Origin of the sequence: Exiguobacterium sp. NPDC077395 (genome assembly GCF_050269125.1) — a bacterium.
GTDB classification, from domain to species: domain Bacteria; phylum Bacillota; class Bacilli; order Exiguobacteriales; family Exiguobacteriaceae; genus Exiguobacterium; species Exiguobacterium aestuarii_A.
Genome location: NZ_JBNNHU010000001.1, coordinates 446,363 through 459,990, shown reverse-complemented (window position 1 = coordinate 459,990; position 13,628 = coordinate 446,363). Strand labels below are relative to the sequence as shown.

Genomic DNA, 13,628 nt, shown 5'->3' with positions numbered 1-13,628 from the left:
ACTCCGCTATACTCAGGACAACTTATATGCGAGAAAGGTTGAATGTTCATGAATCACAAAACACTGCGCGATCTTTTTGACATTCCTCCACCATTCGTCCGCCACCCGTTCCCAAGTCGACTACTTCGCTTCACCGGTCGATTGAAGCGTCCAGAACAATCGTCCATTGAGGCCGTTTTTCGTGTCGGTGGCTTTGGTGTGTTTGATGTGAGTACCCTGACCTTTTTTTGAAAATGGTATCGTCCTTCGTCACGTCGATCAATCCGCCCTTTCGATATCCGAGGAATTCGAAGGCGAAGAAGCACAACAAATTCGTATGAAGTTTGAATCACTCGGAACGCATCGCTGGCCAGCCGTGTTCGAAGAACCCGAAGGCGTCATCACTGTAGATGGTACACAATGGAACCTTAGCGTATACGTTAACGGAATACTCATTCATGAACATAGCGGTAGTAACGCCTATCCAGCCCAATGGAGACAATTGACGCAGCTATTCTGTATTTCTTGACGAACGACAAAGGGAGCATCCGCGATGGATGCTCCCTTTTGTTATAATGCTTGAATCATTTCGACCCGATTGCCGAACGGGTCCCGGAACTCGAATCGATCGAACCCAGGAATCGGGATGGCTTCGGAATAAGGAATCTCATTCTTTTGAAGCGCTTCCTTCCAGTGACCTAAATCCGTCACAGCATACGCGATGTGCGCTTTGGTCTTCTGTCGTTCGACGCCGTCCTCAGTACCGACATGAACGGCACGGTCGCCGACTTGAAGCCAAAATCCACCGCGCCCTTTCAGTGAGTCCGGCTTCTCGATTTCACGTAGACCGAGAAAGTCGCAGTAAAACGCCTTCGCTTCTCGTTCCGCTCCAGTTGGAATTGTGAGCTGTACATGATGAATTCCTGTGATCATGCTTCATTTCCCCTTCCGATAGGTCAATCCGATATACTGCATCTTCTCGTTGAACAGGCGTGGATACGCCAAGTAACCAACGAGTGTCGCCGAAATGGAGGCAGTCGTCAAAATCAAGAACAGAATCAAAAGTTGGTATAGTACCGCTTCCATCGGATCTGCCCCACCGATGATGAGACCGCTCATCATACCCGGTAGCTGGACGAGTCCCATCGTCTTTTGTGCCTCCACGGTCGGAATCATGCTCGTGCGAATCGCATTCTTCAAGCTGCGGTCGATGGCCACTTTCGGTGTCCCGCCTAGCGAGAGGATGAGTTCGATGACGTCATCACTCCGCTCGACCTCGTCTTTAAACTTATTTAAGAAGAGGAGCGACAACACCATGCTGTTCCCGATGACCATCCCGCTGATTGGAATGACCTTCTCCGGTTCAAACGGGATAATGCCGAGCCCGAGCATGAGACCCATCGTCAGCGCTTCGATCGTCACAAGCGTCAGGACGATGATCCACATGATACCCGGAATCCCGTCCCCTTTCCGTCGGATATTCTGTGTCGCGGCGACAATCATGAGTAAGATCATCAACAGCATGAAAATCGGACTGTCGCTCTCAAAGACGAACGTCAAAATATAGCCGATGATCAGCAGTTGAATGATGGAACGGACGGTCGCAATGATAATATCTCGCTCGAGTCCGAGTCGTAGGACGAGCGTCAAGACAAGCGGGATGACGACGAAGATGAGCGCTGTCGCGAGTTCAATGTATGACATCAATCTTCCCCCCTGACGAATTGTTGGATGACCGGATCGTCCGATTCATCAATGAACGATGCGTCCCCATACGCAAGCAGTTCCCCGTCTTTCAAGAACCACATGTCGTCACTCACCCGTCGCGCCTGATCTAAGTCATGGGTGATCCAGATGACGGTCACGCCATACGATTGTTGCAGTTTTCGGATGAGTCGCTCGATTTCTTTCACTGTCCGATAATCGAGGCTCGCTGTGATTTCATCGAGCAAGAGTACGTCGGGTTTATTAACGAGCGTCCGGGCGATGGCGACCCGACTTCGTTCCCCGCCCGACAGTGATTTGACGGGTTGGTCAAGGAGTGCCTCACTCAAATCGACGCGATGGAGCAACTCGGTAGCCCGGTCGCGGTCGAGTGTCTCGTCAAAGATAGCTTTTGGAAGATTCAAATTATCGTACACTGTCCCTTGAATCATCGGCGCGCTTTGGAACGCCATCCCGATTTTTTTTCGTAGCTCGAGGATGTTCATCTCCGCGATGTCTTCCCCTTTGAAAAGAATCGTGCCTGTGTCTGGTGAAAGCAATCCATTGATATGCTTCAGACACGTCGTCTTGCCGGCGCCGCTCGGTCCGACGAACGTCGTGATTCGCCCTTCCCGAAACGTCCCGGACACATGGTGCAGGATGTCTTGATGACTCACATCTTTGAATTCAATAATTGACATGCTTCTCTCGCCTCCTGGTTCTAGTGTACATAAACTCAGGAATCGACTGCATCCAATATGTATGGGGAAAGTTTATGCACAATCGTTGTTGAGAAAAATTACATCCCCATCAAAAAAAGAAACGCAAGTTGTCCTACAGCAATCGCTATTGGAACAATCGAGAATATGGATAACCACCGCTTCTTCATCACAGCACCGATTCCTAACAGCAATAGTCCGAAGACCAAGACACCTAAGATTGTAAACATCGTCATGTTACTCACTCCCACCATCCAATTTGATCGTATGTATCTTCGTTTTTCTCTTCCTCATATCCTTTTTGAATCACTTCATAAAAAAGCGCCCGAACGTTTTCATACGAAACAGTCGAGCGCTTTTGTTAGTTATAATTCCGTTCGATGACGAAGCTCGTCTTGTCCCCACGGAAGTACGAGCGTGAATATTCAATCGCTCGTCCCGACTCGTCTTCTGTCACCGTCTCGATATGGAAACATGGTGACCCGAGTGGACAGTTGAGGAGCGTACTCACTTTCTCGTCGGCAAGGGCAATCTCCAATGCCTCTGTCGTCTTCGCGACATGGACATCGTGGACTTCAGCCAGTGTTCGGAAGAGTGAATGCTCTGCCTGTTCTTTCGTGATCCCCGGTGCAATCTTCCACGGGATGAATGAAACCTCATACTGTGTCGGTTCCCCGTCCGCATGACGAATCCGCTCAATCTTTTGAATCGGCGCATTGTCCTCTGCTTCAAACACTGAAGCGATTTGACCGGATGCCGAGATGACGGAGATGTCGATCAACGCGACTTGACCACGCTTCCCTTGAACGGCGAGCTGGGCCGCATAGTTGTTCGGTGTATACGACAACGTCTGTTGTACTTTCTTTCCGGCGACGAACGTGCCGCGACCTTGTTGACGGACCAAATACCCTTCCGTCGTCAACTGATTGAGGGCGCCACGCACCGTCGTTCGGCTCACATCGAACTCCTCGCAAAGCGCGTACTCGGTCGGAAATTTCTCCCCTTCTTTATAATGCCCACTTTTGATGCGGGACAACAATTCATCCTTGATTGCGGTTTGGAGCGTCGATTGCGACATATCTCCATCTCCTTTACGTTAGGTTGGTTCCTTTATTGTGATACAGCAAGCATACAATTGCAAATACAAAAAACTAATTGTATTATTTGTATTTTTTATATTGCCGAAAGTTGTACTATTTGTTATATTTGTTACGACAAAAAGAAATCGCTTTCAAAAGGAGGAGTTGACACCATGGCAGTCAAGGTCGTCATCATCGGCGGTGGGTCTAGTTACACCCCGGAAATCATCGAAGGATTGATTGATCGGCAAGCATCGTTCCCCGTTCGGGAGATCGTGCTCGTCGATATCGAAGAAGGGAGGGAGAAACTAGAGATTGTCGGTCGTCTCGCAAAACGGATGATTGAGAAGGCAAATGCCGAGATCGCACTCAGTTGGACGCTCGACCGAAAAGCCGCGCTCGTCGGCGCAGATTTTGTTTCGACACAGATTCGGGTCGGCGGACTTAAGGCACGTGCGCTCGATGAACGCATCCCGCTCAAGCATGGCTTCATCGGACAAGAGACGAACGGCGCAGGTGGATTATTCAAAGCGTTCCGCACAATCCCCGTCTTAATCGACTTGGCCAATGAAGTCGCCGAGATTTGTCCGGACGCCTGGCTCGTCAATTTCACCAATCCGGCGGGCATCGTCACCGAGGCCGTACTCAAGCACTCATCTCATAAGAAGGTCATCGGTGTCTGCAACATCCCGTTCAACATGCGGAACTCGGTCGCAGAGATTCTCGAGACGCCGGTCGAACGAGTCGCGATTGAATTTATCGGATTGAACCATTTCGTCTTCGGTCGTCATGTCTGGGTCGACGGCGTGGATCGGACAGGTGACGTCCTTTCTTCGCTCAACGCTGGGAACGATTACTCGCCAGCGAACATCGTCGGTCTCGGATGGAGCGAATCGTTCCTATCGTCACTCGGCATGTTACCAAACCCGTATCACCAGTACTATTTCCAGACGAAAGACGTGTTGAAAAAAGACCTCGAGGCGTACGAACAAAACGGCACCCGTGCCGAAGTCGTCCAACAAGTCGAGGCGCAGTTGTTCGAGAAATATAAAGACGTCGACCTCGCCGTCAAACCGGAAGAGCTTGAAAAACGTGGAGGCGCCTACTATTCAGATGCCGCCTGCAATTTGATGGACTCGATTCACAACGACCGTGGCGACATCCAGACGGTCAACACGCTCAACAACGGCACAATTCGGGATTTACCAGATGACGCAGTCATCGAAGTGAACGCCGTCATCACGAAGTCTGGTCCTCGTCCGATCACAATCGGGTCATTACCGCTCCCGATTCGTGGACTCATTACGAACTTAAAAACGTTTGAACAGCTCGCCATTCAGGCGGCTGTATCCGGTTCTTACGAGGACGCCTACCTTGCCTGCCTCATGAACCCGCTCATCCAAGACGAGAAACGGATCGATCCGCTTCTCAAGGAGCTGTTCACAGCGCACGAGGCGTACCTACCCCAATTTAAGAAGGAGGTCTATTCATGAACAAGTTTATTGAAATCGCGGGACGTATCGGGTCCCAAAGGCACTTAGTCGCCATCCGTGACGGGTTCGTCTCCGTCATGCCACTCATCATCGTCGGGTCGCTCGCCGTCCTCATTAACAACTTCCCTGCTGTCAACATCGGCAGTCTCTCGCTCGACTTCGTTGGCTCGATGAACAACATGTTCGGCGAAGGGAATTGGCAAGGACTCGGCGGAAGCATCTGGAACGCTTCGTTCGCCATACTCGGTCTACTGATCGCTTTCTCAATTGGGTATAACTTGGCCCGTTCGTACGGGATTGACGGACTTGCGGCGGGGATTTTGTCGCTCGCCTCATACATCATGCTCGTACCGGTCACTGCCGACTGGGGTCTCAGTTTCGCATGGCTCGGTGCCCAAGGGCTCTTCGTCGCCATCATCGTGTCGATTGCCGTCACGGAAATGTTCCGCTATCTCATCAATACGAAATTGACAATCAAGATGCCAGAAGGAGTACCTGGTGGGGTCACGCGTTCGTTCCAAGCGCTCATCCCATCGATGATTATCTTGACAGTCGTCGCAGGATTCCAACTTTTCATGACGCTCGTCGTCGAACTCAGTGTGTTTGAAGTCATCTTCAAAGCGATTCAACAACCGCTCCAAGGTTTCGGAGATTCGCTTCCAGCTGCCCTTGTCATCGCATTCTTGAATCACATCCTTTGGTTCTTCGGGCTTCACGGGACAAACATTATCGGTGCGGTCATTGAACCGGTTTATCTTCCACTCATCGAACAGAACTTGGCAGCTTTCCAAGCGGGAACATCAGCGTTTGATGTCCCATACACGGTCACAAAACCGTTCTTGGATGCATTCGTCTTCATGGGTGGATCCGGTACGACGTTCGCGCTCTTGCTCGCCATCTTCATCGTCGTGCGGAAACAACGGAATCACCCATATCACCAAGTGGCAAAACTCTCGACACCAGCCAGTCTCTTTAACATCAACGAACCGGTCATCTTCGGTCTTCCAATCGTCTTGAACCCGATCATGCTCGTCCCGTTCATTTTAGTGCCGGTGACACTCACGATTGTCTCTTACGTCGCCCTCTCAACAGGGATGGTTCCGAAGACGGTCGCCATCGTTCCTTGGACGACACCACCGATCATCAGCGGATATTTGGTCACTGGCGGTAGCGTCCGTGGTGTCCTGCTACAAATCGTCAACTTGTCGATTGCGACTGCGATGTATATCCCATTCGTCATGGCAGGAGCAAGAGCGATGACAGCTGAAATCAACAAAAACAAAGCTGCAACTGAGGAAGGAGAAAAGATTTCGTGAAAACCGAAACAATCCAAGAACTCTCATTTATGATTATTCTGCACGCCGGCAATGCCCGTTCGTCGGCATTCGAAGCCATCGCTGCGGCAAAACGCGGTGAAGCGGACGAGGCGACAGCCAAATTAAAAGAAGCCGATACGGCTTTTCTAGACGCACATAAATTACAGACAGAATTGTTACAAGAAGAGGCACGGGGGACGACGAGCGATATGAGCGTCCTCCTCGTCCACGCCCAAGACCATCTCATGACGGCGATGACGGTGAAAGAACTCGCTGTCGAAATGATTGACATAATCACCCGTTTGAATCGATTGGAGGAAACAACATGAACATTTTACTCGTCTGCTCGGCAGGTATGTCGACATCAATCTTAGTGGAAAAAATGCGTAAAGAAGCTGCGAACCGTGGAATCGACGCATCCATTGACGCCATCCCGGAATCTCGTTTGAAAGAACAGACGAACGTTGACGTCATCTTGATCGGACCACAAGTTCGTTACCTTGAAGGGAAAATCAAATCGTCCGTCGACGTACCGGTCGCGGTCATCGACAATATGGCGTACGGAATGATGAAAGGTGACCTCGTCCTTGATCAGGCACTCGGTCTCGTCAATGCCTAAGACATTCGTCTTGGTCAACGCCGATGATTTTGGATTGACGACTGGTGTGAACGCCGGCACCTTGGAGAGTCATCTGAATGGAATCGTGAATTCGGCGACAATGATTATGAACGGGTATGCCGTCGAGGAGGCGGTCCATCTCGCGAAACAGCATCCGTCGCTTCGCGTCGGTGTCCATCTCGTCTTGTCCTGGGGCAAACCGCTCGCCGACACGAGTGCACCCCTTACAAAAGAAGACGGCACGTTCCGCTACACGAGCCGTTTTTTGACCGAGACACCACCTGACCCGGAGCTCGTCTATCTCGAGTGGAAAGCCCAAATCGAGGCGTTTCTTGCGACAGGTCTCCCGCTCGACCATCTCGACAGTCATCACCATGTTCACGGTTGGCCGGTCCTGCATGACGTCATCATTCGTCTCGCTGAAGAATTTGACACGACGTTTCGGGCCTTAACGACGCTCGGGTCGCGCCGGGACTTGTGGGTGACCGAACGATTCAGTGATCAGTTCTACGCGGACGGTGTCTCCCCTTCGACGCTCGATGCCATCGAACCTGGAGGGTCCATCGAAGTGATGGTCCATCCGGCCGACCTCGACGATCATCTTCCGAGCATCACCTCTTACCTTGTGCCACGCCTCCTCGAAAAACAGGTGTTGGTCGACTATCAGCGCCCCGATTGGTGGGCATGATAAAAGCGGGTTCCCTTGTTGGGGACCCGCTTTTTCATAGGTCAAACGCTCGTTGAATCTGCGTCGCTGTCTCTTCCGGACTTAGATTCGTGTTATCGATACGAAGATAATGCTCGACATCCAATTCCCCTGGACGCGAGTTCAAGCGATACATCGTCGCCGTCTGTTTCAGTTCCGCCTCGGACCAGGCGATGTCACGCTTCGACGGTTTATGGGTGAGACGATTTTCGGTCGTATTGCGCGCGAGCCGCTCCTCCATCTCTGCCTCGAGCTCGACGTAGTAAATATCCGCCCCATGTGATTCGAACAAGCCCGTCACGTTTTTCACGTAGTCCCAGTCTTCCTGCATGTCAAACGCCCAGACGAACGTGAAGATCATGCCGGGTAGATCACTCTTGGCGACCGACTCGAACAGCTCTTGCCGAAACAGTTGGACGAGTCGTTTCCCTTCTGCCGTCCCGTAATTGAAGAACGGTCCGACGAGGTCGATCGTCATATGGTTATGGAATAACTTGAGCCCGGTCCGGTCGGCGAGTGCCTGTCCGACGGTCATTTTACCGACGGCTTGCGGACCGAATAAGATGATGAATTTCATTGAATCTCCCCCTGCGCTTTTGACGATTTTACCACGAACGTTCAATTGGAGAAGCCTCCTAAAATATTTGTTTACCTCTTTCCAATTGAAGGAATAAGCATAACATCGAACTTTTTAGAAAGAAGGTGCCCCCGTGACTTGTCCCCACTGCGGAAAGAAGACACGATCGAAAACGGTCTGTCCGACGTGTGGCCGCCGCTCACGTCGCACAATTTGGTTACTCGTCACCCCGCTCGCCATTGCACTCATCGCTTTTGCCGCCTTTATTGGAAACGCCTATTTCACGGATATGTTGCGTTCGACCGACTCGCTCGCCGATCAGGTCGACTTACCAGTTGGTGAGGATACCGTTTCTGCTGACGAAGCGACGACCGCCGATTTCGATACGTTACAAGACAGTCTCTTTAGCGTCAGTTATGGGACCGGCTTTTTGGTCAGTTCCCAGGACGTTGTCACTGCGGCCTCGAACGTAGCCGGCTTGACGAACATCATCATGTACCATGACGGACAGGCCGTCTCCGGAACAGTCGTCGGTCGTACGAGTTTGATTGCCGTCATTCGCATCGAAGAAACCGACAAAACCCCGTTCTTGCTGACGCAAGCTATCGCCGCAGAAGATGAAAGCCTCATCACATTGACTATGAAGGAACGCATGAATGGTACGGTCACATTCGCAGAGAACGGCTACATCCGAAACTTTGAATTGCCACGTTATGCGTATGGTAGCCCCCTCCTCTCAGCATCCGGTCGGGTCGTCGCGATTCATTTACGAGGGATTGCCTTACCGACCGCCTTATTCGAACGAGATCTCCGCACGTTGATTGATTCAGACGTAGCCGCACCGCCGCCGGTCGAACTCGCACCGGTCGAGCCGATCCGACCTGATTTGACAGAAGAACCGGTCGTCATCCCAGAAGCTCCAAGCGTTCCAGAGACAGAGCCTGAGCTACCGCCAGCGACTGAACCGGAAGCACCTGCTGAAGAGAACGTCGAGGAAGAGGTGGTAGAAGAAGAGACCGAACCGGCTACGCCTGAGGTGACACCTGAAGAACCAACAGAACCACCTACAGAACCAGCTGATCCACCGGAAACGGAAGAGCCAATCGAGGATGACCCTCCGGTGACAGAACCAGAAGTTCCTACTGAACCAGAGGAACCTGTCGAGCCTGAGGAGCCAGTTGAACCGGAGGAACCGACTACGCTTGAACCAGATGGTGAAGAGGACTCCATTGTCGAGGACGATCCGGTCACGGAAGAAGATGTGGTGGAAGAAGAGAATGTTGAAGAAAACGACACAAGCACACCATCCGAGTGATGGTGTGCTTGTCATTTGTCTCGTGTGAATCGTCTTTGCAAATTTCCGAGCACGGCCCCGAGTCCGAGGAGCAAGATGGATAATGCCCAAAATGGCAGCGCGTCTTGCAATAACCAGACGACGAGGGCACTGAATCCAATCACGGCTCCGAGCCACAAAAAGTTACGTTGTCCCATATGGTTCACCTCGTCCTCATCATAACACATCGATGCGTTGCGCCGTTGTCTGCGGCGGCAGAGATCGCGTTACCCGTTCATCGTGCTCGACTCTTACATATTGACCGACGAGAAGCGGTGTTTCTTCAGGAAATGGTTCCTCTAAATGAAACACGATGCCGTCGAATGGTTCTGACTCCCGTGACGGAGCGACCCGAACCTTCCTTTCCATCACTTCTGCGATATAACCTGTGAACGTCGCCATGTCTTCCCCTCCTTTTCACACCTTACTTTCCATTTCCCGTTTTTCAAAAAGATGCTACTCCCACGTTTCGAGAACAAGTATAATAAAGCCACACCTATATTCGTGAGGAGGAGATCACATGACACACACCATCGATTTACACAGCCCAGACTTCCAACGCACGTTTCTTGAGATGATGCTCCTCGCAGAATTAACAGACGCGTATAACACAGAAGCAATTACGGCACTTGCGACACGTGGCGAGACGGCTTTCCCAGAAGATCCATTCTTTCCCGCGATGCGCGCCTATCCGTATATTCGTGAAGGGAACACCGCAAAGGCAAAGGAGTGGCTCGATCGAGCAAGTGAACGAGGTGACCATTTCATCCTTCACATGCTGAACGGGATCGTCAGCGAAGATACGGGCTTCACGTTCGAGGCGGAGCAGCATTTCCTCCGAGGTGTCGAACGCTATCCTGACGTTCCGCTCATGCACCGTGCCATCGCCATTCATTACTTCGAGCGGAAGTTCTACGGAGAGGCCGGCCTTCACGTCATGCATTACGTCCGCCTTGCCGGACTCGGACCGGATACCGTCCCGATGCTTCTCGAGTTTTTCCAAGTATACGATGACATCCCGATTGAGATGGTGGACGAACTGATGAAAACGGCGAGCGGCTATTTGACGGCCAATCCGCATGACTCACATGCCCATTCCTTATACGCTGCCATCTGCAGTCAACGTTTCGCTTCCCTCTCCGCCGGACTTGAAGACGAGGACCCGCTCACCGAAGAGATGATTTGGATGCTCCTCGAAGTCGAGAACCACGGCATGTGGAGTGCGACTTACGATCGCAGTGAAGACCGGACGTTCCGCCACATGTTCGCCGACTATGTGAACAACGTCATTCTCCCGAACACGTCACAGTTTTATGTATTGCGTCTCCGGATGCGTTATTGGACACGCCGTCTGACACATCGCTTCACAGGTGGCTACACCGTCCCGATGTCATGAAAAAATCACGCCACACAGTGGCGTGATTTTTTAGGTTATCCAGCGTACGGTTTAATCGGTCCACGTAAACTGAACGAATAGTCCTCTGGATCGACAATCCCGACGACTTCTTCCCCTTCGAGAAGGTCATACAAGAACTCAGCCATTTCGCGTGCCGTATGATACTTCGCCACGTTCTCACTATAGTCGAATCCTTCCGTATCGCGCGCCCGGTCGGCAAAGCTCGTCTCGGTCGCGGCCGGTGCGAGCACTTTCGCCCGAAGCTTCGCGCCACTATTCATCAATTCTTGTGCGAGCCCTTCCGTATAAGCACTCACGTAAAACTTCGTCGCACAATACGTGACCGAGTTTGGCACGATGCGATAGCCACCGACAGACGACACGTTCAAGAGCTGTGCTCCCTCAACATCGTGGTAGTCGCGGACGTACAGGCTCGATAAGACCGTGAGCGCCTCAATGTTCAGGCGAATCATATTCTCAATCTTGCCTAAATCGACATCTTTGATGAGGTCTGCATCTCCGAACCCAGCATTGTTGATCCACGTCTCGATATCGAGGTCGGCGAGTGATTCATATAGACCATATACGTTCTCACTGTATGAGAGGTCCGTCGATTTGATGATGACGTCACTTTCTGACGAGATCGACTTGATTTCGTCTCGCAGCGATTCGAGCTCATCTTTTCGTCTCGCGACGAGGACGAGTGATTTCCCTTTTTCAGCGAGCAGCTTCGCTGTCTCATAGCCAATTCCTGAACTTGCTCCTGTAATGACGGTATATTTCATGTGATCCACTCCCTTTTTTTCGTTTACCCTGTTTTCATTTCCCTACTTTTTGCTTCATGAATCGTCTCGATGTGAATGAAAAAAAGTCCTGACCCCGAAGAGACAGGACTTCCCTCACATTATGTTGTGAACTTACCAATCAATGTCTGTAAGTCGCTCGTCATATTTCCGAGTGACTCGGCGACGCCGTTCAATTCTTGAATCATCGCAAGTTGTGCGTCAGAAGTTTCTCCGACCGAACGCATCGTTCCGGCCATCGCTTCACTGTCTTGTGACATTTGAAGAGAGGATGTCGCGACTTGCTTCGTCGTCTTCGCAATCTCGCTTGACGCGATGCGGATGTGCGACGTGTTATCGACCGACGTCTCGAGTTGACGGACAATCTGTTCGAACGCACGTGTCGCTTGTTCGAGTAACTGTGAGTTCGTTTCGACACGCTTCGCACTGACGACGTGTTGGTCGAGGACGGCATTCGATTGCGCCTGAATCGACTCAATCAGCCCAGCGATTTGTGTCGCCGATTGTTTCGACTGCTCCGCGAGTTTACGCACTTCTTCTGCGACGACCGCGAATCCTTTTCCTTGTTCGCCGGCACGTGCCGCTTCGATGGCTGCGTTCAGCGCCAACAAGTTCGTCTGATCGGTGATCGATTGGATGACTTCTGTGATGAGGGCGATCTCATCCGACTGTTGTTTCAAGGCCGAAATCGACTCTCCAGTGAGACGTGTCTCTCGCTCAAGCGCACGCACCTCGTCTTTCGCCTGCGTCATCGTCGCTCCACCTTCTTCAGCGAGTTTCAAACTTTGTGACACATCATCATCAATCGAACCGATTGAACCGGCGATTTGACCGATGCCTTCGTCCGCAGCTGCCACGGACCGCGCTGAATCACTCGCTTCTTTCGCCTGGGCGACCGTTTCTTCCACGACCCGGTCGATGAGGCGAGTCGTCTCTTCCGTCTGTGACGCCATCTCTTCTGTGCTCGCATACAGCTCTTCAGATTGTGCTGTGATTTCTTGTGCGTTTTGTGTGACACGGTCAATCAATTCGCGCAAGTTTCCTTTCATTCGGTTGAAGCCGGTCATCAACTGTCCGATTTCATCTTGTGTGAGTGCCTCTAGGTCTGCACGTGTCAGATCACCTTCTGCGACCACAGCCACTTCTTTCGCTAAAAAGCGTAGCGGAGCCGTCACCATTCGACTGATGGCGTATCCTGCCCCCACCATCAACACAACACTCACAATGGCGATGACAATCGAATACAAGAAAGCACGCTCGCCCGCCTGTTGGAGTTCCGCTTGCATCGTCAACATGTCTTTCTCCGTTTCGGCTTGAAGGGCCTCCCCTGTCGATGAGATCGACTTCGTGACGTCCGGCATGAGACGGAGCGTCACGCGGTCGATTGCCTCTTGGTCATTCTCATCGATTGCGGTGATTGCTTGTGACGCGAGCGCATCATACCCCGTCGCATATTCAAGCAATGCTTCAAATTCGTTCCGTTCAGCTTCATTGTCTGCCAGTTCAATCAATGATTCGATGGCCGTTTTCTTTTCTTCTCCACCTTGGATGATTTGTTGTTTGCGTTCATCATCCTGAACCAAGACATAGCCACGGACCCCATATGCTTGGCGTACCATTCCGAGCGCCAAATCGTCCGCCGCTTTCATTTTCATGACATCGTTTGAGATCATCTGTTCATACTGACTTGTCATGCGTTCGAGCGTCCAAAGGTTGTATCCCATCCCGACGAACGTCAAGATGAGGAGCAATCCGATGCTCGCCATAATTTTTTTGGACAACGTCCATTTGTTGAATACTGTTTTCACGACTTACGAGGAGTCTTCTCCTCTTCCACCTCTTTTTCTCTTTTTGTTTAAGTACTGCCTTTTTTATATCGGACATCACACCCTAATTTGTACCAA

19 protein-coding genes are annotated in these 13,628 nt (G+C 51.4%); 9 read left to right on the top strand and 10 right to left on the bottom strand.

Going from position 1 to position 13,628, the window contains the following annotated elements; genetic code table 11:
* The first annotated feature begins 48 nt into the window (after window positions 1-48).
* Window positions 49-231 carry a hypothetical protein gene (locus tag ACQKD4_RS02430; RefSeq protein ID WP_427372364.1) on the top strand — a complete coding sequence of 61 codons (183 nt, stop codon included), beginning with the start codon at window positions 49-51 and terminating at the stop codon, window positions 229-231.
* An 85-nt stretch (window positions 232-316) separates the two neighbouring features.
* Window positions 317-508, top strand: a complete 192-nt coding sequence (locus ACQKD4_RS02425) for a hypothetical protein (RefSeq protein ID WP_427372363.1) — start codon at window positions 317-319, stop codon at window positions 506-508.
* A gap of 41 nt (window positions 509-549) precedes the next feature.
* On the opposite strand, the gene ACQKD4_RS02420 is transcribed toward ACQKD4_RS02425, so the two are convergent.
* The 5 genes from ACQKD4_RS02420 to ACQKD4_RS02400 form a co-directional block, all read right to left on the bottom strand.
* Window positions 550-912, bottom strand: coding sequence for a VOC family protein (locus ACQKD4_RS02420; RefSeq protein WP_427372362.1), 363 nt, complete (start codon window positions 910-912; stop codon window positions 550-552).
* A 3-nt stretch (window positions 913-915) separates the two neighbouring features.
* Window positions 916-1,683: an ABC transporter permease gene (locus ACQKD4_RS02415; protein ID WP_427372361.1), complete on the bottom strand. Its 768-nt coding sequence runs from the start codon at window positions 1,681-1,683 to the stop codon at window positions 916-918.
* The gene (locus ACQKD4_RS02410) at window positions 1,683-2,384 is read right to left on the bottom strand and encodes an ABC transporter ATP-binding protein (RefSeq protein WP_427372360.1); all 702 of its coding nucleotides are present in this window, start codon (window positions 2,382-2,384) and stop codon (window positions 1,683-1,685) included. Before ACQKD4_RS02410 ends, ACQKD4_RS02415 begins: the two co-directional genes overlap by 1 nt.
* A gap of 98 nt (window positions 2,385-2,482) precedes the next feature.
* The gene (locus tag ACQKD4_RS02405) at window positions 2,483-2,638 is read right to left on the bottom strand and encodes a hypothetical protein (protein ID WP_427372359.1); all 156 of its coding nucleotides are present in this window, start codon (window positions 2,636-2,638) and stop codon (window positions 2,483-2,485) included.
* Between the two features lie 125 nt (window positions 2,639-2,763).
* A complete protein-coding gene (locus ACQKD4_RS02400; protein ID WP_214694104.1) occupies window positions 2,764-3,480 on the bottom strand; it encodes a GntR family transcriptional regulator in 717 nt (238 codons plus the stop codon).
* Between the two features lie 174 nt (window positions 3,481-3,654).
* Here ACQKD4_RS02400 and ACQKD4_RS02395 point away from each other — a divergent pair, with 174 nt between their 5' ends.
* Genes ACQKD4_RS02395 through ACQKD4_RS02375 form a run of 5 tightly spaced genes read left to right on the top strand, consistent with a single transcriptional unit; the run spans window position 3,655 to window position 7,597 of the window.
* The gene (locus tag ACQKD4_RS02395; protein ID WP_427372358.1) at window positions 3,655-4,974 is read left to right on the top strand and encodes a 6-phospho-beta-glucosidase; all 1,320 of its coding nucleotides are present in this window, start codon (window positions 3,655-3,657) and stop codon (window positions 4,972-4,974) included.
* Entirely contained in the window at window positions 4,971-6,290 is a 1,320-nt protein-coding gene (locus tag ACQKD4_RS02390) for a PTS sugar transporter subunit IIC (protein WP_427372357.1), read from the top strand. The genes ACQKD4_RS02395 and ACQKD4_RS02390 overlap by 4 nt, the downstream gene beginning before the upstream one ends.
* 29 nt (window positions 6,291-6,319) lie before the next feature.
* Entirely contained in the window at window positions 6,320-6,619 is a 300-nt protein-coding gene (locus tag ACQKD4_RS02385) for a PTS lactose/cellobiose transporter subunit IIA (RefSeq protein ID WP_427373260.1), read from the top strand.
* A complete protein-coding gene (locus ACQKD4_RS02380; protein WP_214694114.1) occupies window positions 6,616-6,909 on the top strand; it encodes a PTS sugar transporter subunit IIB in 294 nt (97 codons plus the stop codon). Before ACQKD4_RS02385 ends, ACQKD4_RS02380 begins: the two co-directional genes overlap by 4 nt.
* Window positions 6,878-7,597, top strand: coding sequence for a carbohydrate deacetylase (locus ACQKD4_RS02375; RefSeq protein ID WP_427372356.1), 720 nt, complete (start codon window positions 6,878-6,880; stop codon window positions 7,595-7,597). The genes ACQKD4_RS02380 and ACQKD4_RS02375 overlap by 32 nt, the downstream gene beginning before the upstream one ends.
* 34 nt (window positions 7,598-7,631) lie before the next feature.
* Here ACQKD4_RS02375 and ACQKD4_RS02370 read toward each other — a convergent pair whose 3' ends face one another.
* Window positions 7,632-8,192, bottom strand: a complete 561-nt coding sequence (locus ACQKD4_RS02370; RefSeq protein ID WP_427372355.1) for an AAA family ATPase — start codon at window positions 8,190-8,192, stop codon at window positions 7,632-7,634.
* 133 nt (window positions 8,193-8,325) lie between these two features.
* On the opposite strand from ACQKD4_RS02370, the gene ACQKD4_RS02365 reads away from it, so the two are divergent.
* Window positions 8,326-9,507 (top strand): hypothetical protein, encoded by a 1,182-nt coding sequence (locus tag ACQKD4_RS02365; protein WP_427372354.1) that lies wholly within the window; start codon window positions 8,326-8,328, stop codon window positions 9,505-9,507.
* An 11-nt stretch (window positions 9,508-9,518) separates the two neighbouring features.
* Here ACQKD4_RS02365 and ACQKD4_RS02360 read toward each other — a convergent pair whose 3' ends face one another.
* Together ACQKD4_RS02360 and ACQKD4_RS02355 are read right to left on the bottom strand one after the other, a co-directional pair.
* Window positions 9,519-9,683 (bottom strand): hypothetical protein, encoded by a 165-nt coding sequence (locus tag ACQKD4_RS02360; RefSeq protein ID WP_214816856.1) that lies wholly within the window; start codon window positions 9,681-9,683, stop codon window positions 9,519-9,521.
* Between the two features lie 19 nt (window positions 9,684-9,702).
* Window positions 9,703-9,927, bottom strand: a complete 225-nt coding sequence (locus ACQKD4_RS02355) for a hypothetical protein (RefSeq protein WP_427372353.1) — start codon at window positions 9,925-9,927, stop codon at window positions 9,703-9,705.
* A gap of 118 nt (window positions 9,928-10,045) precedes the next feature.
* On the opposite strand from ACQKD4_RS02355, the gene ACQKD4_RS02350 reads away from it, so the two are divergent.
* Complete coding sequence (locus ACQKD4_RS02350) at window positions 10,046-10,921, top strand: tetratricopeptide repeat protein (RefSeq protein ID WP_214759628.1); 876 nt, start codon at window positions 10,046-10,048, stop codon at window positions 10,919-10,921.
* A 35-nt stretch (window positions 10,922-10,956) separates the two neighbouring features.
* Here the strand turns inward: ACQKD4_RS02350 and ACQKD4_RS02345 are convergent, their stop codons facing one another.
* A complete protein-coding gene (locus tag ACQKD4_RS02345) occupies window positions 10,957-11,706 on the bottom strand; it encodes an SDR family NAD(P)-dependent oxidoreductase (RefSeq protein ID WP_427372352.1) in 750 nt (249 codons plus the stop codon).
* Window positions 11,707-11,825: 119 nt separating this feature from the next.
* Window positions 11,826-13,532 (bottom strand): methyl-accepting chemotaxis protein, encoded by a 1,707-nt coding sequence (locus ACQKD4_RS02340; RefSeq protein ID WP_427372351.1) that lies wholly within the window; start codon window positions 13,530-13,532, stop codon window positions 11,826-11,828.
* Window positions 13,533-13,628 lie beyond the last annotated feature (96 nt).

Bases quoted from the DNA above. Each gene is read 5' to 3' on its own strand.
- ACQKD4_RS02430 (WP_427372364.1), top strand. From the start codon at position 49: ATGAATCACAAAACACTGCGCGATCTTTTTGACATTCCTCCACCATTC.
- ACQKD4_RS02425 (WP_427372363.1), top strand. From the start codon at position 317: ATGAAGTTTGAATCACTCGGAACGCATCGCTGGCCAGCCGTGTTCGAA.
- ACQKD4_RS02420 (WP_427372362.1), bottom strand. From the start codon at position 912: ATGATCACAGGAATTCATCATGTACAGCTCACAATTCCAACTGGAGCG.
- ACQKD4_RS02415 (WP_427372361.1), bottom strand. From the start codon at position 1,683: ATGTCATACATTGAACTCGCGACAGCGCTCATCTTCGTCGTCATCCCG.
- ACQKD4_RS02410 (WP_427372360.1), bottom strand. From the start codon at position 2,384: ATGTCAATTATTGAATTCAAAGATGTGAGTCATCAAGACATCCTGCAC.
- ACQKD4_RS02405 (WP_427372359.1), bottom strand. From the start codon at position 2,638: ATGACGATGTTTACAATCTTAGGTGTCTTGGTCTTCGGACTATTGCTG.
- ACQKD4_RS02400 (WP_214694104.1), bottom strand. From the start codon at position 3,480: ATGTCGCAATCGACGCTCCAAACCGCAATCAAGGATGAATTGTTGTCC.
- ACQKD4_RS02395 (WP_427372358.1), top strand. From the start codon at position 3,655: ATGGCAGTCAAGGTCGTCATCATCGGCGGTGGGTCTAGTTACACCCCG.
- ACQKD4_RS02390 (WP_427372357.1), top strand. From the start codon at position 4,971: ATGAACAAGTTTATTGAAATCGCGGGACGTATCGGGTCCCAAAGGCAC.
- ACQKD4_RS02385 (WP_427373260.1), top strand. From the start codon at position 6,320: ATGATTATTCTGCACGCCGGCAATGCCCGTTCGTCGGCATTCGAAGCC.
- ACQKD4_RS02380 (WP_214694114.1), top strand. From the start codon at position 6,616: ATGAACATTTTACTCGTCTGCTCGGCAGGTATGTCGACATCAATCTTA.
- ACQKD4_RS02370 (WP_427372355.1), bottom strand. From the start codon at position 8,192: ATGAAATTCATCATCTTATTCGGTCCGCAAGCCGTCGGTAAAATGACC.
- ACQKD4_RS02360 (WP_214816856.1), bottom strand. From the start codon at position 9,683: ATGGGACAACGTAACTTTTTGTGGCTCGGAGCCGTGATTGGATTCAGT.
- ACQKD4_RS02355 (WP_427372353.1), bottom strand. From the start codon at position 9,927: ATGGCGACGTTCACAGGTTATATCGCAGAAGTGATGGAAAGGAAGGTT.
- ACQKD4_RS02350 (WP_214759628.1), top strand. From the start codon at position 10,046: ATGACACACACCATCGATTTACACAGCCCAGACTTCCAACGCACGTTT.
- ACQKD4_RS02345 (WP_427372352.1), bottom strand. From the start codon at position 11,706: ATGAAATATACCGTCATTACAGGAGCAAGTTCAGGAATTGGCTATGAG.